The sequence below is a fragment of the Pseudomonas reactans genome (assembly GCF_013387025.1).
Taxonomy (GTDB): Bacteria; Pseudomonadota; Gammaproteobacteria; order Pseudomonadales; family Pseudomonadaceae; genus Aquipseudomonas; species Aquipseudomonas reactans.
The window spans coordinates 194,466-214,852 of record NZ_JACAQP010000006.1; the positions used below are offsets into that span (position 1 = coordinate 194,466).

The 20,387-nt window shown below is 59.4% G+C and carries 19 protein-coding genes; 8 read left to right on the plus strand and 11 right to left on the minus strand.

Translation table 11 applies throughout. The annotated features are described in order from the left end of the window. Positions 1–9 precede the first annotated feature (9 nt). Entirely contained in the window at positions 10–765 is a 756-nt protein-coding gene (locus HX793_RS07365; RefSeq protein WP_177094569.1) for a substrate-binding periplasmic protein, read from the plus strand. Positions 766–768: 3 nt separating this feature from the next. Here HX793_RS07365 and HX793_RS07370 read toward each other — a convergent pair whose 3' ends face one another. The 4 genes from HX793_RS07370 to HX793_RS07385 form a co-directional block, all read right to left on the minus strand. After that, the gene (locus HX793_RS07370) at positions 769–2,352 is read right to left on the minus strand and encodes a trypsin-like peptidase domain-containing protein (RefSeq protein ID WP_177051716.1); all 1,584 of its coding nucleotides are present in this window, start codon (positions 2,350–2,352) and stop codon (positions 769–771) included. Between the two features lie 99 nt (positions 2,353–2,451). Beyond that, positions 2,452–3,225, minus strand: coding sequence for a divergent polysaccharide deacetylase family protein (locus HX793_RS07375; RefSeq protein ID WP_122721918.1), 774 nt, complete (start codon positions 3,223–3,225; stop codon positions 2,452–2,454). Between the two features lies 1 nt (position 3,226). Then, complete coding sequence (locus HX793_RS07380) at positions 3,227–4,534, minus strand: S41 family peptidase (RefSeq protein ID WP_177051714.1); 1,308 nt, start codon at positions 4,532–4,534, stop codon at positions 3,227–3,229. 30 nt (positions 4,535–4,564) lie between these two features. Beyond that, on the minus strand, positions 4,565–5,860 hold the full coding sequence (locus tag HX793_RS07385; protein ID WP_095014342.1) for a murein hydrolase activator EnvC family protein: 1,296 nt from the start codon (positions 5,858–5,860) through the stop codon (positions 4,565–4,567). Between the two features lie 243 nt (positions 5,861–6,103). On the opposite strand from HX793_RS07385, the gene HX793_RS07390 reads away from it, so the two are divergent. Then, the gene (locus tag HX793_RS07390; protein WP_080589285.1) at positions 6,104–6,616 is read left to right on the plus strand and encodes a PBECR2 nuclease fold domain-containing protein; all 513 of its coding nucleotides are present in this window, start codon (positions 6,104–6,106) and stop codon (positions 6,614–6,616) included. A 215-nt stretch (positions 6,617–6,831) separates the two neighbouring features. Here the strand turns inward: HX793_RS07390 and gpmI are convergent, their stop codons facing one another. Beyond that, positions 6,832–8,358, minus strand: a complete 1,527-nt coding sequence (gene gpmI, locus HX793_RS07395; RefSeq protein ID WP_016979124.1) for a 2,3-bisphosphoglycerate-independent phosphoglycerate mutase — start codon at positions 8,356–8,358, stop codon at positions 6,832–6,834. A gap of 151 nt (positions 8,359–8,509) precedes the next feature. Between gpmI and HX793_RS07400 the strand changes: the two genes are divergently transcribed. Genes HX793_RS07400 through secB form a run of 3 tightly spaced genes read left to right on the plus strand, consistent with a single transcriptional unit; the run spans position 8,510 to position 9,700 of the window. Continuing rightward, positions 8,510–8,923 (plus strand): rhodanese-like domain-containing protein, encoded by a 414-nt coding sequence (locus HX793_RS07400; RefSeq protein ID WP_010213877.1) that lies wholly within the window; start codon positions 8,510–8,512, stop codon positions 8,921–8,923. 1 nt (position 8,924) lies between these two features. Beyond that, positions 8,925–9,179, plus strand: a complete 255-nt coding sequence (gene grxC, locus HX793_RS07405) for a glutaredoxin 3 (protein ID WP_016979125.1) — start codon at positions 8,925–8,927, stop codon at positions 9,177–9,179. A 41-nt stretch (positions 9,180–9,220) separates the two neighbouring features. Continuing rightward, positions 9,221–9,700 carry a protein-export chaperone SecB gene (secB, locus tag HX793_RS07410; RefSeq protein WP_010213875.1) on the plus strand — a complete coding sequence of 160 codons (480 nt, stop codon included), beginning with the start codon at positions 9,221–9,223 and terminating at the stop codon, positions 9,698–9,700. A 168-nt stretch (positions 9,701–9,868) separates the two neighbouring features. Here secB and HX793_RS07415 read toward each other — a convergent pair whose 3' ends face one another. After that, positions 9,869–10,324, minus strand: a complete 456-nt coding sequence (locus tag HX793_RS07415; protein WP_010213874.1) for a tRNA (cytidine(34)-2'-O)-methyltransferase — start codon at positions 10,322–10,324, stop codon at positions 9,869–9,871. On the opposite strand from HX793_RS07415, the gene HX793_RS07420 reads away from it, so the two are divergent. Further along, on the plus strand, positions 10,323–10,763 hold the full coding sequence (locus HX793_RS07420) for a hypothetical protein (RefSeq protein ID WP_177061752.1): 441 nt from the start codon (positions 10,323–10,325) through the stop codon (positions 10,761–10,763). The two genes, HX793_RS07415 and HX793_RS07420, sit on opposite strands and share 2 nt — an antisense overlap. A gap of 395 nt (positions 10,764–11,158) precedes the next feature. Here HX793_RS07420 and ntrC read toward each other — a convergent pair whose 3' ends face one another. From ntrC to glnA, 5 genes are all read right to left on the minus strand, one after another. Further along, positions 11,159–12,595, minus strand: a complete 1,437-nt coding sequence (ntrC, locus tag HX793_RS07425; protein ID WP_016979129.1) for a nitrogen regulation protein NR(I) — start codon at positions 12,593–12,595, stop codon at positions 11,159–11,161. Next, positions 12,592–13,677: a nitrogen regulation protein NR(II) gene (glnL, locus tag HX793_RS07430; RefSeq protein WP_016979130.1), complete on the minus strand. Its 1,086-nt coding sequence runs from the start codon at positions 13,675–13,677 to the stop codon at positions 12,592–12,594. The genes ntrC and glnL overlap by 4 nt, the downstream gene beginning before the upstream one ends. A gap of 287 nt (positions 13,678–13,964) precedes the next feature. Continuing rightward, complete coding sequence (locus HX793_RS07435) at positions 13,965–14,390, minus strand: cupin domain-containing protein (protein ID WP_016979131.1); 426 nt, start codon at positions 14,388–14,390, stop codon at positions 13,965–13,967. A 77-nt stretch (positions 14,391–14,467) separates the two neighbouring features. Then, entirely contained in the window at positions 14,468–15,004 is a 537-nt protein-coding gene (locus tag HX793_RS07440) for a chorismate mutase (RefSeq protein WP_016979132.1), read from the minus strand. A gap of 129 nt (positions 15,005–15,133) precedes the next feature. Continuing rightward, positions 15,134–16,540 (minus strand): type I glutamate--ammonia ligase, encoded by a 1,407-nt coding sequence (gene glnA, locus HX793_RS07445; protein ID WP_016979133.1) that lies wholly within the window; start codon positions 16,538–16,540, stop codon positions 15,134–15,136. Positions 16,541–16,874: 334 nt separating this feature from the next. Here glnA and thiI point away from each other — a divergent pair, with 334 nt between their 5' ends. After that, the gene (gene thiI / locus HX793_RS07450; protein ID WP_016979134.1) at positions 16,875–18,329 is read left to right on the plus strand and encodes a tRNA uracil 4-sulfurtransferase ThiI; all 1,455 of its coding nucleotides are present in this window, start codon (positions 16,875–16,877) and stop codon (positions 18,327–18,329) included. Between the two features lie 139 nt (positions 18,330–18,468). Continuing rightward, a complete protein-coding gene (typA, locus tag HX793_RS07455; RefSeq protein ID WP_010213863.1) occupies positions 18,469–20,289 on the plus strand; it encodes a translational GTPase TypA in 1,821 nt (606 codons plus the stop codon). The last annotated feature ends 98 nt before the right edge of the window (positions 20,290–20,387 follow it).

Consider the following 20,387-nt stretch of genomic DNA (forward strand, 5'->3'; position numbering starts at 1 on the left):
TAGCCCTTCATGTTCAAACATCTTCTGCTTGCCCTCGCCAGTACGTCCATCTTTTTGGCGGGCCCGGCCCACGCCGAGGAGCTGTCTGACACTTCCCTGGTGTTGCTGACGGAAAACTTCCCGCCGTACAACATGGCGAAAAACGGCAAGAATTTCGCCAAGGAAGACAACATCGAAGGCATCGCCGTGGATATTGTGCGCGAGACCTTCAAGCGTGCCGGCATTTCCTACAACCTCACCCTGCGTTTTCCTTGGGAGCGCATCTACAAACTCGCCCTGGAAAAACCGGGTTATGGCGTGTTCGTGATGGCGCGCCTACCGGACCGTGAAGCCCTGTTCAAGTGGGTCGGCCCCATCGGCCCGGACGATTGGGTGCTGCTGGCCAAGGCTGACAGCAAGATCCAGCTGACAGACCTTGAGCACGCACGGCGCTACAAGATTGGCGCCTACAAAGGCGATGCCATTGCAGAAACGCTGGACAAGCAGGGACTAAATCCGGTCGTTGCCCTGCGTGACCAGGACAATGCGCAAAAGCTCGTGGATGGCCAGATCGATCTGTGGGCTACCGGCGACCCGGCGGGCCGCTACCTGGCCCGTCAAGTCGGAGTAACCCAACTCAAGACGGTCTTGCGCTTCAACAGTGCCCAGTTGTACCTGGCGCTGAACAAAGATGTGTCGGACGAGGTAGTGGCCAAATTGCAGGTGGCGCTCGATCAGTTGCGTAAAGACGGCGTTGTGGACCGAATCATGGCGCACTATCTCTAGCCCTTAACGCGGCTTGAGCAGGTCTTCTCGTAGAGTCGAGCGCTGATCGGCCTGATCGAACGCATAGGTGCAGACCTTTATCGGCTGGTTATGAGTTGAAATGAACTGTGCATATTTTTCTGCTGGAGCGTCCGGAGCCTGATTCTGCGGGGGCATGCCGTAGAGGTCGAGGGCTTCATCCAGGTCGTCGCTTTCGGTAGGCGGCAGTGGTTGGTAGCCTTCTGGCATCATGCAATCGGTCTCGGTTATCGGGCCATATTTGTAGATGACGCGGTTTATGAAAGGCGGTGCCATGTGCCAGAGCACGGTGTAGTTCTGCAAGACATGTTTGTCGAGTACGACCTTTACGTCCGGTTCGCGGGCAGTTGCTGGATCTGCCAGTTCCACGGCCAAGGTCACGGCGTTTCGCATCGAGTTCCAGCTCACGCCCTGGTCTGACTCGACTCCCAGGATGCATAACATGTGCATGCCGATCTGGGGGCCGATGACATCGCGGATAACGGCATCTTTGCTTGGGAGCGGAACGCTGTAGTTGACCGGGCTTTCGCATTCACGGGCCTGGCGTGTGACTTTGTAACGGTATAGCGCGGTGTTGGTGGTAAACGCCACGTTCCAGCGCGGTGTGATGCTCTGGCCTTGGTCTTTGGCAGTTTTCACGAAGTATTGCTGTATCGGTTCGGGGTTTGTGACGGTGATCGAGGTGGCGGGGTAGAGGTCGCAGGTCTGCGCGTCGGCAGTCAGCACGCCCTTGACGAAGCACTGGTTGAGAAACGTGACAGGGCTGCCGTAGTTGCTGTCGGCATGCCAGCTCGCCTGGCCATTCTTGACTTCGCACGGCGTGTCGCGCTGGCATTTTTTTTCGACGTCGCGGCCGATGGTGGTCGTGCTGACGATGCCGAACAGGGTGTTGGTGGCGCGGTCCAGCAGCGGCCCGCCGAATGCGCCTGGCTCTATACCCTGGCATTGGTTTTTCATGGTCGCGCGCCAGACAAACGGCTGCTCAACTATCTCTTCGGAGCTTTGTTGAATGCACGCCGACAGGTGCAGCGTGTTCCAGGCCGGTGCGCTCAGGGCCAGGATGTTGGTGCCGTCGGCGGGCACTGCGTCCGCCAGCTTCAAGGGTTCGATACCGTCGCTGATCAACTTGGCCAGTGGGCTTTCGAGTTCGATCAGTGCCAGGTCGACTCCTTGACTGCTGCCCCATTTCAGGGTTTTGAGTGGGTAGATCTTGAGCTTTTCCAGGGTGTCATCGAAGTAATTGAACGTGATGCTGCCCTTGAGCGGCAGGTCCTTGGTCACCGCACCGCTGACGCGGTGAATGCAGTGGCTGCTGGTGATGACATAGGCGGGGCCGGAATTGCCGCGTTCATCGCGGGTATCGAGCAGCGTCGCGGTACAGAGCGCGAGGGAGTCATTCCTGATACGGCCAACGCCGCTCCAGTGGTTGTGTTGTCGGGTAGCGTTCTTGAGCAGTCGTGGCGGGTTGGCGTTGGCGAGGCCCTCGCCGAAATCGCTGGGGGTTGCCCACAAAGCCAACGGCAGGGTTGCCAGCAGCGCGCAGGACAAAAGCGAGTAAGGTCTATTCATGGATCGATCCGTTGACGTGAGGTGGCCCAGAGAACCCTGGGGCTGGTGTCAACTATCAAAGGATCGACAGTGGAAGGGGCTGTACTTATTTGCCGAGTGTCAGCGGTAAGTCCCATCTTTGCCGTGCCCGGCCATTGCCCGGTTACTGCGCACGCTGATCATCAGCTTGATATCAATCCACTCCACGCCCTGGGCCTTGAGCTTGGGCAATTCGCGCTCCAGCACCGCCAGGGTTTGTGGATAAGGGTGACCGATCATCACTGCGGAGCCTTGTTTGTGGGCCAGCTTGATCGCGGTCTGCAACTGCGTAGTGATCGCCGCTTCGGTGCGCTCGTCATCGAGGAATACATCCCGCGACACGCTGGCCAGGCCAATTTTCTGTGCCTCGGCTGCGGCGACGGTTTGTGCGCTGGTACGGCTGTCGACAAAGAACTTGTTGCGCCGTTGCAGTTCGGCCATCAACCAGGCCATTGCAGCCGGTTGTGCAGTCATGCGGCTGCCCATGTGGTTGTTGATACCGGCGGTGTAGGGCACGGCTTTGAAAGCGGCGTCCAGGCGCTTGCCGAGTTCTTCGATGGGCAGCTCGGGGTGCCAGGCGAACGGACCGGTGGCCGGATCCATGGGCATATGCAGGATCACGATCTTGCCGGCCTTGTGCGCTTCGCGGGCGAATTCGGCAGCGTGAGGCGTGTCAGGCATGATTGCAGTGGTGACAGGCCCTGGCAGGGCCAGCACACGCCGATCCCTGGGCAGGTTCTGCCCAAGGTCGTCGATGATGAGGGTCAGGTAGGCTTTATGCGGCTCGCTGGCCGGGGTCGCGTGGGCGACTCCAGCCAGGCTGCACAGCACAGCGATGATCAGGGCAAAACGCATATCAACGGCTGCGCGTGATGCTCAGGCCCTTGAGCAGGCTCAGCGCCTGGGCCAGCTGGTAATCGTCGTCCTGCGGCATCGGCTTGGCTTTCTTGCCGCTGCCGGTTGGCTGGTCGGCACCGCCGTTGCCGTTGCCCAGGTGACCTTGCAGGTCTGCCTCTTTGTAGTACTCGCTGTCGATCTCGTTGGTGATCTTGGCCTTGCGCACTTCGATGTCCGGCACGATGCCCTGGGCCTGGATCGAACGACCATTCGGCGTGTAATACAGCGCGGTGGTGATTTTCAGCGCGCGCTCGTTGTTCAGCGGCAGCACGGTTTGTACCGAGCCCTTGCCGAAGCTGGTGGTGCCCATCAATACACCGCGTTTCTGGTCTTGCAGGGCGCCGGCGACGATCTCAGACGCCGAGGCGCTGCCGCCGTTGATCAGCACGGCCAGTGGCACGTTTTCGCTGAGGTCGTTGCCGGTGGCCGAGAAGCGCAGCTCGGAGTTGGCGATACGGCCCTTGGTGTAGACAATCAGCCCTTTGGTGATGAAGTGGTCGACCACTTCAACCGCCGACTGCAGCACGCCGCCTGGGTTGTTGCGCAGGTCGAGCACGATGCCGTTGAGTTTCTTGCCATTGTCTTTGCGCAGCTTGGCCAGGGCCTTGGCCACTTCGTCACCGGTCTTGACCTGAAACTGGGTGATGCGGATGTAACCGTAGCCCGACTCCAGCAGTTGGCTCTTCACGCTCTTGACCACAATGGTCGCGCGGGTCAGCGTCACGTCGAACGGGTTGCCGCCGTCGCGCACCAGGGTCAGGGTGATTTTCTGGCCGATCTTGCCGCGCATCTTATCGACGGCTTCGGTCATGGTCTGGCCACGGGTCGGCTGGCCGTTGATCTTGACGATGAAGTCACCGGCCTGGATACCGGCCTTGGACGCCGGGGTGTCATCGATCGGCGAGACCACCTTGACGTTGCCGTCTTCGGAACCGACTTCAATGCCCAGCCCGCCGAACTCACCGCTGGTGCTTTCCTGCAGTTCGGCGAAATCTTCCGGGCCCAGGTAGGCGGAGTGCGGGTCGAGGTTGCTGAGCATGCCCTTGATGGCATTTTCCAGCAGGGTCTTGTCATCTACGGGTTCGACATAGGCGGCTTTGATCCGGTCCATGACCTCGGCAAAGGTGCGCAGCTCGTCCAGCGGCAACGGCGCCTTGGTGGTCGCGGCCGTGCTGGCCGGGGCAGCCTGGTCGGCGAAAGCCAGGGGCGCGCCGATCACCAGGGCGATCGTCAGGGCCAGCGAAGTGAGGCGGGACAAATGCAGCATGTCGAACGAACTCCTAATGTAGATGCGCCCCTATCCTTGGGAGCGGCACCATTGTGCGGGATCGCTCGGGCGACCCTGCTGACGAATAGCGAAGTACAGCGCCGGCGTATCCTGGCCACCACTGTTACCGACAGTGGAGATGGATTCACCGGCTTTTACAACGTCACCTGCCGACTTGAGTAAAGTCTGATTGTGGCCGTAAAGGCTCAAATAGCCATTACCGTGGTCAAGAATCACCAACAAACCGGCGCCGCGAAGCCAATCGGCGAACACCACGCGCCCACCGTGGACGGCGTGCACCTGGCTGCCGGCGGAGGCGCTGATCATCACGCCATCCCACTTCGCGCGGGTGTCATCGCCACGGGTTTCCCCGAAGCGTGCCAGTAATCGACCATCAACGGGCCATGGAAGTTTGCCGCGGGCTGAAGCAAAAGGGCCGCCGAAGTTCTCACCGGCGCTGGAAACCAGCGGGCCAGGCGCTGCATGTGCCGGTTTACGCGGTGCCGGCGCGTCCGAGGTGGCAGCCAGTTCGGCCTCACGCTGGCGCTTTTTTTCGGCTTCCTGCTGGGCGATCAGCGCTTTCTGCCGCGCTTCTTCGGCCTCACGTGCCTGGCGGGCCAGGGTTTCTTCGATGGTCTTGAGCACTTTGGCCAGGTCGGCCTGGTCCTGCTCGCGGGCCTGCAGCTTGGCGTCACGGGCCTTTACGTCATCATTGAGTTTGGCCAAGGCCAGTTGGCGTTCCTTGCGGACCTTGTCCAATTCGTTGCGCTGAGTGTCGAGGGCGACTTTCTGGTCTTGCAACTGGGATTGTTGGTTGCCGATCTCCTGTTCGACATTGACCAACTGGCGCAGGGTCTCATTGAAGCTTTTCAGTTGCTCCAGGCGGGCCTTGCTCAGGTAGTCGTAGTAGGTCAGGGTGCGCGCGAATTTTTCAGGGTTCTGCTGGTTGAGCAGCAGCTTGAGGTATTCCTGGCGGCCGTTCTGGTAGGCGGCACGGGCCTGGATCGCGATCAGGCGTTGTTGTTCAACGCGTGCGCTCTGGAGTTTTTTTTTCTCAGCGTCGAGTCGCTCCAGTTCCGACTCGCTCTTCTTTAATTCTTTTTGCAGCTCCTGGACCTGTTTCTCCAGCTTGCCCATCTCGGTTTCCGTGCCGCGCAGGTCTTTCTGCACCCCGGATTTCTCTTCCTGGAGCTTGCCGAGCAGTTTTTTCAGCTCGGTAATGTCCTGACGCGTAGCGTCCAACTGTTGTTGGGTTTGTGCGCGCTCATCGGCAAACGCCGGTTGGAGCAGGCAGACAAGAGCAAGGGTAATCAAGGCGCGAAGCATAGAGGCGGGCGACACCAGGGAAATGGACGGCCTAGTATGCCCGCCAAGCGCAGCAAAAAAAACGCCTCAAAGCCAACTGCTTTGAGGCGTTCGTCATAAAAAGCCGTTTAAGGCGATTTAATCGGTTGGTTTAAGGGTTTAAACAAAATCGACGAAACGCCTTGAAACGCTCCGCTTGAACGGAGTTTTGGTTCTGGGAATAGACTCTCGAACCCGCACATAAGGTAGTCGGCCCGATCGGTAATGCCCCGTATTCATGAACTCAAAGGCCAGAAAACTTGGCTTGATCACGGCTTGCCCGACTTGCGTAGCCTCGACCGGGCTCTTCGGTCCTGTTCGCTTGAGGAAGTGACGACAGGCAAGGACATTGCTGATGCTGTTGAAGTCGTGGCTTCCAACTTGGGATTTACCGATTCAGCGTCCTCAGAAATTCGTATCGTTTCTCCGTTGGGAGAAGTGTTGATCCGGCGTGTAACCCTGCGGCACATAGTTGAAAAGCGACAAGATGCCAGAGAGCGATATGTAAAGTTCGCGCTGGATACACTGACCGGGCCTCTGGAAATTTGGCGTGTCGCTTACAGTGATGGCTCGACTCGTTTGGCCTTCATTGGCGCTTATGAAACCAAACGGCAAATGCTGGTGGTTGTGAATATCCAGGCAGGCAATCTGCTGTGGAATTTCATGCAGACCGATGCCAAGGCCTTGAACAAGCACCGTCATGGCGAACTGATCTACAGGCGCTACCAACTTTTATAGCAGGCAAAGAAAAGGGCAGTTCGAGAGAACTGCCCTAAATGACGTGCTTGATATTCATATACACACCCTCAAGCGGGGGTGTGGAGGTCTCACCCTACGCTGATGTCCAGCCATCGACGGGGTTCCTACGCCAGTTATCGCCGCTGGAGGCAACTGGTTTCGCGCTCAGGTCTATTATTGACGGGCTGCTCGCATTGAGCAACCCCTGAAGTATTTCAGACCAGGATTGAGGTGCCAGTCATCTCCACCGGCTTCTCCAACCCCATCAGCATCAGCATGGTCGGCGCCACATCCGCCAGCACGCCGCCATCACGCACCTTGAAAGCACGCTTGCCGACATAGATGAACGGCACTGGCTCGGTGGTGTGAGCGGTGTGAGCCTGGCCGGTGGATTCGTCGGACATCTGCTCGCAGTTGCCGTGGTCGGCGGTGATCAGTGCTTCGCCGCCGACCTTTTCCAGGGCGTCGACGATACGGCCGACGCACAGGTCCAGGCATTCCACGGCCTTGGTCGCGGCTTCCAGGTTGCCACTGTGGCCGACCATGTCGCCGTTGGCGTAGTTGACCACAATCACGTCGTAACGCTGGTGTTCGATGGCGTCGACGATCTTGTCGGTGACTTCCGGTGCGCTCATTTCCGGCTGCAGGTCGTAGGTGGCGACCTTTGGCGATGGGATCAAGATGCGTTCTTCGCCTGGGAACGGCTCTTCGCGGCCACCGGAGAAGAAGAAGGTCACGTGGGCGTATTTTTCGGTTTCGGCAATGCGCAGCTGGGTCTTGCCGTTTTTCGCCAAGTAATCGCCCAGCACGTTGTCCAGGCTGCCCGGGGCAAAGGCGGCGGGGGCCGGGATGCTGGCGGCGTACTGGGTCAGGCCCACGTACTGCACTTTCGGCTGGCGGGCGCGTTCGAATTCCTTGAAACCGTCTTCGACAAACACACGGCTCAGCTCGCGGGCGCGGTCGGCGCGGAAGTTCATGAACACTACGGCGTCGCCGTCTTCTACTTTCACCGGCTCACCAATGGTGGTGGCCTTGACGAATTCGTCGCTCTCGCCACGGGCGTAGGCGGCTTCCAGGCCTTCCTGGGCGGTGGCGGCGTGGAATTCGGCCTGGCCGTCGACGATCAGGTTGTAGGCCTGGGAGACGCGGTCCCAGCGGTTGTCACGGTCCATGGCGAAGTAACGGCCCACCAGGCTGGCGATGCGCCCCTTGCCCAGCGCTGCGAAGGTGGCGTCGAGCAGTTCGATGGACGACTGCGCGCTTTTCGGCGGGGTGTCGCGGCCGTCGAGGAAGGCGTGCAGGTAGATCTTGTCGGCGCCGCGTTTGAAGGCCAGTTCGGCCATGGCGACCAGGTGGTCCTGGTGGCTGTGGACGCCGCCATCGGACAGCAGGCCCATGAAGTGCACGGCCTTGCCGGCGGCTACTGCTTTATCTACCGCGGCGCAGATGGTGGGGTTCTCGAAGAACTCGCCATCGCGGATCGCTTTGGTCACGCGGGTGAAGTCTTGGTATACCACTCGTCCGGCGCCGAGGTTCATGTGGCCGACTTCCGAGTTGCCCATCTGGCCGTCCGGCAGGCCTACGTCCATGCCCGAGCCGGAGATGAGGCCGTTGGGCACGGTGGCAGTCAGGCGGTCGAGTACCGGCTTCTTGGCCGCGTATACCGCGTTGTCGTGGTGGCTTTCACTGTGTCCGAAGCCATCGAGAATTATCAGGACCAAAGGTTTAGGCGTAGTAGTCATAGATCCTCTCGCGGCGGTAATAAAGGAAGACAATTGAAAAGGGAGTGGCAGTTTAAAGCGAAGTTCCGACCACGTCACCGCTTTACGGGGGTTGGCCCCCCCTGACGGCTGTGTATACTTACCGCCATTTTAACGCCCTGGAACCTCCTTGATGGTTGATCACCTGATTGCATTTGCCACTGCCCACTACCTGCTTGTGGGTGCCTTCGTCATCCTGCTGGCGCTGCTGATCGCTCACGAATTGAGTCGCGGTGGCCGCAGCCTGAGCACGGCGGAGCTGACCGCGCTGGTCAACAAGGACGAGGCCGTTGTCGTGGACATCCGCCCAGCCAAGGATTTCGCCACCGGCCACATCGTCGGTGCCCTGAACATTCCGCAGGACAAACTGATCGCGCGCCTGGCCGAGCTGGAAAAGCACAAGGCCAAGACCATCATCCTGGTCGACGCCCAAGGCCAGCACGCCGGCACCCACGCCCGCGAAATGCTCAAGACCGGTTTCACCGCTGCCAAGCTGTCCGGTGGCATCAGCAGCTGGCGCGCCGATAACCTGCCGCTGGTGAAGTGATATGACCCAGGTTGTCGTGTATTCCAGCGATTGGTGCCCTTACTGCATGCGAGCCAAGGCTTTGCTTGAGAAAAAGGGCGTTGCCTTCGAAGAGATCAAGGTCGACGGCAAACCCCAGGTGCGCGCCGAAATGGCCCAGAAGGCGGGGCGCACGTCCGTGCCGCAGATCTGGATCGGCGCCAAGCACATCGGTGGTTGCGACGACCTGTTCGCCCTTGAGCGCGCCGGTAAACTCGATGCGCTGCTGCTCGTCTGACTCCTAAACCCTAAAAGACCCCAAGATCACAAGGATCTGCGATGACTGACCAACAGAACACCGAAGCTGCAGAAGCCCAAGCGCCACAGTTCTCGCTGCAGCGCATCTATGTGCGTGACCTGTCGTTCGAAGCGCCGAAAAGCCCGGCCATCTTCCGCCAGGAGTGGACCCCAAGCGTTGCGTTGGACCTGAACACCCGCCAAAAAGCTCTGGAAGGCGACTTCCACGAAGTGGTGCTGACCCTGTCCGTGACCGTCAAGAATGGCGAAGAAGTGGCCTTCATCGCTGAAGTGCAACAGGCCGGCATCTTCCTGATCCAGGGCCTGGACGAAGCGTCCATGAGCCACACCCTGGGCGCGTTCTGCCCGAACATCCTGTTCCCTTATGCCCGCGAGACGCTGGACAGCCTGGTCACCCGTGGCTCGTTCCCTGCGCTGATGCTGGCTCCGGTGAATTTTGATGCCTTGTACGCCCAAGAGCTGCAGCGCATGCAACAGGAAGGTTCGTCGACGGTTCAGTAAACCGTCGATGTAAAAAAGCGCCCTAACCGGCGCTTTTTTATTGGACACGATCTTTGTAGGAGCGAGCTTGCTCGCGAAAAACGTCAACGATGACGCGGGCATTCTGGATGCGCGCGCTGTTCTGGAGTTTTTCGCGAGCAAGCTCGCTCCTACAGTGAAAAGGCGGTGTTATTTGAAGCCGAGTTGGCGCCAGCCTTCGTAGACTGCAACCGCCACGGTGTTGGACAGGTTCAGGCTGCGGCAGCCCTCGCGCATCGGCAAGCGCAGGCGGTGCCCGTCGGGCAGGGCGTCAAGCACCTCGGCCGGCAGGCCCCGGCTTTCCGGGCCGAACAGGAAGGCATCACCTTCGGCAAAGCTGACATCATGGAACGGCTGCGAGCCCTTGGTGGTGAACGCGAACAGCCGCGGATGCCCCAGGCTTTCCAGGCAACTGGCCAGGTCGGCGTGGCGCTTGAGTGTGGCGTACTCGTGGTAGTCCAGACCAGCACGGCGCAGGCGCTTGTCGTCCATGTCGAAGCCCAAAGGCTCGATCAAATGCAGGTGGCAGCCACTGTTGGCGCACAGCCTGATAACGTTGCCGGTATTCGGCGGAATTTCTGGTTGAAAAAGGATGACGTGAAACATGCACGGCTCCGAAGGTAAAGATGCGCTGCATTCTACCCCCGAAGAGGACCCAAGACCGAAGCTAATGCCACGGGTCATGGGCTCTTTGGCAATTGTCGGCTTGATGGTGGGCCTGATGATCGGCCGCCTGACCACGCCGGACCCGGTCGAGCTGCAACAGGTCGAGACCGCAGCGGACGGCGTAGTGGTGTGGTTCAACAGCGAACCCAAGCTGCACGGCGAGCATATCGACGGCACCGTGGCGCTGCTGTTCGACGCGCAAGGCAAGGCAGCCAGTGGGCAACTCAAGATCAATGACAAGGATGTGAACTGGCGCGTGCGCAAGACCGATGGCGGCCTGCTACTGAACCTGGTGGCAGCTCGGCCGTTGCGCGGGGAATGGAAAGGGGAAAAGACTGAAGGCCGCTGGCGGCTGGAGATCTATCTCCAAGAGCAATAAAAGAGGGAGTTCCCGGCCTGCCTGTACCAGGGCTCCCAAAACGGGGTGAAGCTGTTAAAGCTTCGGTGTTAAAGAGGGAATCCCCGGCCTGCCTGTACCGAGGTTCCCCAAAGCGGTGTGGAGCGCGACGCGATTCGCATCAAGCACCCCGGGTGTAAAGAGGGGATTCTCGGCCTGCCTGTACCAAGGTCCCCGAAACTGGGTAGTACAAGGGTTATTGCAGGGCGCGTGCCAGAGTCGCCGAAGTGTGCCAAAAAATTTCTCCAGAAAGCGCAAAGCCCCGGAATACGGGGCTTTGGTGTTTTTGGCTTTCAGATTTTTATCAATAAGACTGAGACTTTAGGTGTTGGATCCATGCCCAATGCCGGTTCATGGTGCATTGAAGCGGTGCACCTTTAGCCCTCGTCACCCTCGTCATCGTCACCACCGTCGACCTTCATCCCCAGTTCCTTGATCTTGCGAGTCAGGGTATTGCGGCCCCAGCCCAGCAACACGGCGGCATCGCGACGGCGACCGGCGGTGTGCTTCAGGGCGGTTTCGATCATGATCCGCTCGAACGCCGGCACGGCGCTGTCCAGCAGGTTCGACTGACCGCGTGCCAGGGCCTGGTCGGCCCATTGGCGCAAAGCCTGCTCCCAGTTGGTCACGGGGGCGGAGTCCTGCGGCAGGCTCAACAGCTCCGGCGGCAGGTCGCTGATGTGCACTTCGCGCCCGGACGCCATCACCGTGATCCAGCGGCAGGTGTTCTCCAGCTGGCGCACGTTGCCCGGCCACGGCAGGTTCTTCAGGTATTCCTCGGTCTCGCTTTTCAGCAGCTTCGGCTCGACGGCCAGCTCCTGGGCAGCGCGGCTGAGGAAATGGCGGGCCAGGGTGGGAATATCTTCGCGACGGTCCGACATCCGTGGAATGTGAATGCGGATCACGTTGAGGCGATGGAACAAGTCCTCACGGAATTTGCCCGCGTGGACCAGAGTTTCCAGATTCTGGTGGGTCGCCGCGATGATGCGCACGTCGACCTTGACCGGCGTGTGCCCGCCGACCCGATAGAACTCACCGTCGGCCAGAACGCGCAGCAGGCGTGTCTGAGTGTCGGCTGGCATGTCGCCGATTTCATCGAGGAACAGCGTGCCGCCGTCCGCCTGTTCAAAGCGGCCACGGCGCAGGTTGGCTGCGCCAGTGAACGCGCCTTTTTCATGGCCGAACAGCTCGGACTCCATCAGGTCCTTGGGAATCGCCGCCATGTTCAGCGCAATGAACGGCGAGGCCGCCCGTGGGCTGTGGCGGTGCAGTGCATGAGCGACCAGCTCTTTACCGGTGCCCGATTCGCCGTTGATCAGCACGGTGATGTTGGAATGGCTCAAGCGCCCGATAGCGCGAAACACTTCCTGCATCGCCGGCGCTTCGCCGATGATTTCCGGGGTGCGGGTCAGGGCCGGTGGGGCTTCCTGGCTCTGCTGTTCCTGGGCGTGCTGGTTGGCGCGCTTGACCAGCGCCACCGCCTCGTCCACGTCGAACGGCTTGGGCAGGTATTCAAAGGCGCCGCCCTGATAGGACGCGACAGCGCTGTCCAGGTCCGAGTGCGCGGTCATGATGATCACCGGCAGGCGCGGGTGCTGTTCGCGGATGCGCGCCAGCAGGTCCAGGCCACTGGCGCCGGGCATGCGGATGTCGGAGATGATCACGTCGGGCTGCTGCCGCGCCAGGCGGCTCATCACGCCGTCGGCGCTGTCGAAGCTCTGGGTGGTCATGCCTTCCTGTTGCAAGGCTTTCTCGAGGACCCAGCGGATAGAACGGTCGTCATCGACGATCCAGACAGTTTCACTACGGCTCATGTCGATGGGGCTCCTTGTTCCAGTGGCAGAAAGATCGAGAAGGTGGTGTGGCCAGGATGGCTCTCACATTCGATCAGGCCCTGATGCTGGCTGATGATGTTCTGGGTAATGGCCAGGCCCAGCCCGGTACCGTCCGGGCGACCACTGACCATGGGAAAGAAAATGGTTTCCTGGAGTTCCGCAGGAATGCCCGGGCCGTTGTCGATGATCTCGACCTTGGTCACCAGGCGATGGCGCACGTGGCCGATGGTGAACTGGCGCAGGGCGCGGGTGCGCAGGCTGATGCGGCCCAGGCGCAGCTCGTTCTGGCTGCTGATGGCCTGCATGGCGTTGCGTACGATATTGAGCACCGCCTGGATCATCTGTTCGCGGTCGATCAATACGTCGGGAATGCTTGGGTCGTAGTCGCGCACCAAGGTGATGCAGCCTTGGCTTTCCGCCTCGACCAGTTGGCAGACACGCTCCAGCACTTCGTGCACGTTGGTCATCGCCAGCGACGGCAGCTTGTTGGAGCCGAGCATGCGGTCCACCAGGTTACGCAGTCGGTCGGCTTCTTCGATGATGACGTTGGTGTAGTCCTTGAGGTTCTCGTCCGGCAGCTCGCGGGCCAGCAATTGGGCCGCGCCACGGATGCCGCCGAGTGGGTTCTTGATCTCATGGGCCAGGCCGCGCACCAGCATCTTGCTGGTCTCCTGCTTGGACAGCTGCGCTTCTTCCTTGGTGATGCGCAGCAGTCGGTCGCGGGGATGCACTTCCAGCAGCAACAGGGTGGCGCCGTTGCTCAGGATTGGGGTCACGGCGTAGTCGACGGTCAGCGTCTGGCCGGTAAGGGCCGTGAGCATCGCTTCGCGTTTGGTGAACGGGTGTGCCTGCTCCACCGCCTGGCGCAACGAACTCAAGGCTTCGGCCGACTCGGTGAACAATTCGCTGATGAACTGCCCATGGCTGCGCTGGCCGCTGATGGCCAGAAGCATCTCCGCCGCCGGGTTCATGTACTCAAGACGCAGATCGTCATTGAGCAGGATGGTCGCGGTGGTCAGGTTGTCGAGTAGCAAACGGTGCAGTGCATCGCTGATGGTCATCAGGACCTCTTTTGGAGCAAGGCGCGGGCTTGAGGCACACGCTGATACAAGGAAAATGCAAAAACCAAACCAAGGCTCCGAAAAGAAGCGTGCAAGCCCTGAAATGGGGGGTTTAGGCGCGAAACTGTGGCGTTCTGCCAGCTTGCTCGGGAAGTTTCGAACCAAAATGGGCTGGACAGGTGGGAAGGGTGCAGCCTATCGCACCAATATAGTGCGATTTTGTGAAGGTTGTTCAGGAAGTGGTGAGCGGACCGTTTTCTATATGAGGTGAAAACGATCCGCAGCGATCAGTGTTGCTCTGACAGCGGCATGCCCGGTGTGCCCGCGTAAAACACCAGAAGCTCAACCGGAGTATCTCCGGTGACGCCGCGATGTTCGGTGCCCACCATCTCGGCCAGGGTTTGGCCTTGCCTCAAGGTGCGCGTAGCCCCACTGCTGCGGGCTTCAACGGTCAACTCACCCGAGACGATGTAGGCGGCGTTGGGCATGGGGTGGGTGTGCCAGGGCAGTTGTGTGCGCGCAGGGATCTTCAGGCGTATCAGCGTGAGCTGCGCCGGGCCGGAAGGGTAGGCTTTGTAGGGTGTGCCATCCCACGACTCGCTGCGTTCAAGCAAAACCTCTTTCTCGATCTGTGCCGCATCCCTTGCCTGTGTGCCGCAGCCCAGCAGCGACAAGCCTACTGCAGCAGCAATCAAGCACTTGAAGGTGTCCATGGTTCCATCCTGTTCAGTGAGTGAACGCTCAGGCTATGGCTGCCGGCCCAGGTGAAGATGCAGGACGGTTCTTCAAATCAGGTAGGCCGAATGCAGAGCTCGGCTGTTGCACGGATCATCGCCAACTGACGCAGCGGATCGTTCAGCGGCTCATGCACGGCTTCGGCCAGCCATTGTGGGCACTGCGGATCGGTGCGCTGCGGGGTGAAGTCAGCCAACTGCTGCAGCAGGCGTTTTTGCAGTTCGTCCAACTGCGGGCGGATCTGTTTCACCAGGTCGGGGCGCGGGTCGTCAGGCGCCTTGCCCTGGAACTGCCAGTCGGACAGGTGGGTGTACTGCACCAGTTTGTTCGCCTCGATCTGCGCCGAGAAAAACTGCTCGACGGTGGCAGGTGCCAATGTGTAGCTCGGTGCCTGGGCGACGACGCTGGCGATCACTTCTTGTTCGCGCTTTTTGTCCTCTACCGGCTTGTGGCTGTCCCATTTGCTTAGCGCTACCTGGTCGGCGATCTCCAGGCGTTCGGCGATGCTGTTGAGCAGCGGGGCGAGCGTGGCGGGCGCCGCAGAGGCGTTGGCGCTGATCAATAGCAGGGCAAAGGCGATTCGAAGTTTCAAGGTCGGTGTCCTGGTCGAGTGGTTGGGCGAGGCCTCAATAGTGAGGCTGTCAGGCTTTTATGTCAGGCAAAAAAAAGACCTCCCGAAGGAGGTCTTTTTCATCACGCTACGTTAAATAGCGCTACCGGATCAGCAGCTGTAGTACAGCTCGTATTCCAGTGGGTGTACGAAGGTGCGAACCTTGATTTCTTCTTCGCTTTTCAGGCCGATGTAAGCGTCGATGAAGTCGTCGCTGAACACGCCGCCTTTGGTCAGGAACGCACGACCCTTGTCCAGCTCTTCCAGGGCTTCTTTCAGGCTGCCGCACACTTGTGGGATCTCTTTGGCCTCTTCAGGCGGCAGGTCGTACAAGTTTTTGTCGGCGGCGTCGCCTGGGTGGATCTTGTTCTGGATACCGTCCAGGCCGGCCATTACCAGGGCTGCGAAGGCCAGGTACGGGTTGGCTGCTGGATCCGGGAAGCGAGCTTCGATACGGCGAGCGCGAGGGCTGGACACGTAAGGAATACGGATCGAAGCGGAACGGTTACGCGCCGAGTAGGCCAGCATTACCGGGGCTTCGAAACCTGGGACCAGACGCTTGTAGGAGTTGGTCGACGGGTTGGTGAAGCCGTTCAGGGCCTTACCGTGCTTGATGATACCGCCGATGAAGTACAGGGCAGTGTCGGACAGGCCGGCATAACCTTCGCCAGCGAAGGTGTTCTTGCCATCTTTGGCGATGGACAGGTGAACGTGCATACCCGAACCGTTATCGCCGTACAGAGGCTTCGGCATGAAGGTAGCGGTACGGCCGTAAGCTACGGCAGTGTTGTGTACGCAGTACTTCAGGGTTTGAACTTCGTCAGCCTTGGCAACCAGGGTGTTGAACTTCACACCGATTTCGTTCTGACCGGCAGTGGCCACTTCGTGGTGGTGCACTTCGATGACCAGGCCCATGTCTTCCATGGCGTTGCACATGGAGGTACGGATTTCGTGGTCGTGGTCGAACGGCGGAACTGGGAAGTAGCCACCTTTGATGCCTGGACGGTGGCCATGGTTGCCGCCTTCCACGTCTTGGTCGGACATCCAGGAGCCTTGTTCGGAGTAGATCTTGAACATGGAACCGGAGATGTCGGACTTGAACTTCACTTGGTCGAAGATGAAGAATTCTGGCTCTGGGCCTACGAATACGGTGTCACCGATACCGGTGGACTTCAGGTATTCCTCGGCACGCTTGGCGATCGCACGTGGGTCGCGGTCGTAGCCTTGCATGGTCGAAGGCTCGATCACGTCGCATACCAGGATCAGGGTCGGCTCTTCGGTGAACGGGTCGAGTACGGCAGTGCTGTCGTCCGGCATCAGGATCATGTCGGAGGCTTCGATGCCTTTCCAGCCAGCGATGGAGGAACCGTCGAACATTTTGCCTTCTTCGAAGAAAGCTTCATCCAGCGCGTCGCGAGCCGGCATGGTCACGTGGTGCTGAGTGCCTTTGGTGTCCGTGAAGCGCAGATCAATCCATTTAACGTCATGATCTTTGATGAGTTGAACCGACTTCGACATAGTGTCCTCCGGGTGGCTTCGGGCTGGGGTAGTGGAGTTAGCCCTTAGAATGTGGGTGATGCCGGCGCGGATAGTCCGCCATGGCAACCTGCCTCACAAGAGAGCAAATTGCATGCCAGTGCGCCAACATGGGTTTTCTGCTCCAAAAACGCCCCTATAAAGGTGCATTGCGACAAAAGCCCAAAAATAGCGCACCGCAATGTAGCGCAAAGGCGCATAAATGCACCTCTTTAGTGCGTTGCGCTTGCGATGCATATTAACTGGTTAAACCTTGAGCGATTTCCGCTATAATCCGCGCCCCCCTTTTTCAGCAGGCCCGGCGCGCGCTGTTTCCATGAAATTAATCGTTAAAGTCTTCCCCGAGATCACCATCAAAAGCCGACCGGTACGGACGCGTTTCATCCGTCAATTGGCCAAGAACATCCGTGCCGTGCTCCGCGATCTGGACCCGGCTGTGGTGGTGAACGGCGTGTGGGACAACCTCGAGCTGGAAACCCGCGTCACCGAGCCCAAAGCCTTGAAGGACATGACCGAGCGCCTGAGTTGCATGCCTGGCATCGCGCATTTCCTGCAGGTGGATGAGTACCCGCTGGGCGACTTCGACGACATCACCGAGAAGTGCAAACAGCACTACGGCAGTGAGCTGGAAGGCAAGATCTTTTCGGTGCGCTGCAAGCGTGCCGGCAAGCACACTTTCAGCTCCATGGATGTCGAGAAATACGTCGGCAGCAAGCTGCGTCGCGAGTGCGGCGCCGCCGGAATTTCCCTGAAAGCGCCGCAAATTGAAGTGCGCATGGAAATTCGCGACCAACGGTTGTTTGTCATCCACAGCCAGCACAACAGCATCGGCGGCTACCCGCTGGGCGCCCTGGAACAGACCCTGGTCTTGATGTCCGGTGGTTTCGATTCCACGGTTGCCGCTTACCAGATCATGCGCCGTGGCCTGATGAGCCACTTCTGCTTCTTTAACCTGGGCGGGCGTGCACACGAATTGGGCGTGATGGAAGTCGCGCACTTTATCTGGAAGAAGTACGGCAGCTCCCAACGCGTGCTATTTGTGAGCGTACCGTTCGAGGAAGTGCTGGGCGAAATTCTCGGCAAAGTCGATAACGGTCATATGGGCGTGGTATTGAAGCGTATGATGTTGCGCGCCGCGTCGCAGATTGCCGACCGCTTGCAGATCGACGCGCTGGTGACTGGCGAGGCGATCTCCCAGGTGTCCAGCCAGACGCTGCCGAACCTGTCGATCATCGACTGCGTTACTGAGAAGCTGGTGTTGCGCCCGCTGATCGCCAGCCACAAGCAGGACATCATCGACCTGGCAGAAGAAATCGGCACCGCCGACTTCGCCAAGCACATGCCCGAGTACTGCGGGGTCATCTCGGTAAACCCCAAGACCCACGCCAAGCGTCATCGCGTGGAGCATGAAGAGAAAGAATTCGACATGGCGATTCTGGAGCGTGCGCTCGAGAACGCCAAACTGGTCCCGATCGATCGCGTAATCGACGAACTGGGCCAGGATGTGAAGATCGAAGAAGTCAGCGAAGCCCTGGCCGGCCAGATCGTCGTCGACATCCGTCACCCGGATGCCGCTGAAGATGAGCCGCTGGAAATTCCTGGCATCGACGTACAAACGCTGCCGTTCTATGCATTGAACGCGCGTTTCAAGGAACTGGATAACAGCCGTCAGTACCTGCTGTATTGCGACAAAGGCGTGATGAGTCGCCTGCATGCCCACCATTTGCTCAGTGAGGGGCATGCCAATGTGCGCGTTTATCGACCGAGCTAAGAGCCCGGGGCTGTTTGCCTGTGGCCTGCGTCACCGGCCCCCCGACTCTGCCGTCAAGCTGTAACGGCAAGGCCTGACTCTACTGTTAATCGCTGCCACGACCTGTCAGCACACCGAATCCTCTGATCGAGATACACAAGTGATCGAAAATCTACGTAACATCGCCATCATTGCTCACGTTGACCATGGTAAAACCACCCTGGTAGACAAACTCCTGCGTCAATCCGGCACCCTGGAGCGCAACGAGCTCAACGACGAGCGCGTGATGGACTCCAACGACCAGGAAAAAGAGCGCGGTATTACCATCCTGGCTAAAAACACCGCTATCAACTGGAACGGCTACCACATCAACATCGTGGACACCCCGGGCCACGCCGACTTCGGCGGCGAAGTAGAACGCGTAATGTCGATGGTTGACTCCGTTCTGCTGCTGGTTGATGCCCAAGACGGCCCTATGCCGCAAACCCGTTTCGTGACCAAGAAGGCGTTCGAAGCCGGCCTGCGTCCGATCGTGTGCATCAACAAGGTTGACCGTCCAGGCGCGCGTCCGGACTGGGTTCTGGACCAGATCTTCGACCTGTTCGACAACCTGGGTGCTACCGAAGAACAGCTGGACTTCAAAGTCGTCTACGCCTCGGCCCTGAACGGTATTGCCGGTCTGGACCACACCGACATGGCTGAAGACATGACCCCGCTGTACCAGTCGATCGTCGACAACGTACCAGCCCCGGCTGTTGACCGTGACGGCGCGTTCCAGATGCAGATCTCCGCACTGGACTACAACAGCTTCCTGGGTGTTATCGGCGTTGGCCGTATCGCTCGTGGTCGCGTCAAGCCGAACACCCCGGTTGTCGCTATCGGCGCCGACGGCAAGAAGCGCAACGGTCGTATCCTGAAGCTGATGGGTCACCACGGTCTGCACCGCATCGACGTTGAAGAAGCGGCAGCTGGCGACATCGTGTGCATCAGCGGTATGGACTCGCTGTTCATCTCCGACACCCTGTGCCACCCGGACACCGTCGAGGCGATGAAGCCTCTGACCGTTGACGAGCCAACCGTTTCCATGACCTTCCAGGTAAACGACTCGCCTTTCTGCGGTAAAGAAGGCAAGTTCGTGACTTCCCGTAACATCAAGGAACGTCTGGACAAAGAGCTGCTGTACAACGTTGCACTGCGCGTTGAAGAAGGCGACTCGGCTGACAAGTTCAAGGTATCCGGCCGTGGTGAGTTGCACCTCTCGGTACTGATCGAAACCATGCGTCGCGAAGGCTTCGAAATGGGCGTTGGTCGTCCAGAAGTGATCATCCGTCAGGTTGACGGCGTGAAGCAGGAACCGTTCGAAAACGTCACCATCGACACCCCGGAAGAATCCCAGGGCAAGGTGATGGAAGAGATGGGTCTGCGTAAAGGCGACCTGACCAACATGGTGCCGGATGGCAAAGGCCGTGTGCGTCTGGAATACAACATCCCTGCGCGTGGTCTGATCGGTTTCCGTAACCAGTTCCTGACCCTGACCAACGGTGCTGGCATCCTGACCTCGATCTTCGATCGCTACGACACCATGAAGTCCGGCGACATGTCCGGCCGTCAGAACGGTGTTCTGGTATCGGTAGAAACCGGCAAGGCGCTGACCTACTCCCTGGAAACCCTCCAGGCGCGTGGCAAGCTGTTCGTTGAACACGGTCAAGAGATCTACAACGGTCAGATCGTTGGTCTGAACAGCCGTGACAACGACATGGGCGTCAACCCAACCAAAGGCAAGAAGCTCGACAACATGCGTGCTTCGGGCAAAGACGAAACCATCGCTCTGGTTCCACCTGTTCGCTTCACCCTGGAACAGGCCCTGGAATTCATCCAGGACGACGAGCTGTGCGAAGTCACGCCTAAGTCGATCCGTCTGCGTAAGAAGATCCTGGACGAAGGCGAGCGTACCCGCGCTGCCAAGAAAGCCAAGAACTGAGTTAACTCAGGCTGAATGAAAAACGCCCCCGGTCGAAAGGCCGGGGGCGTTTTTTTGTGCCTGAAATGTATGCCATAGGGGCTTATTTGTAGGAGCGA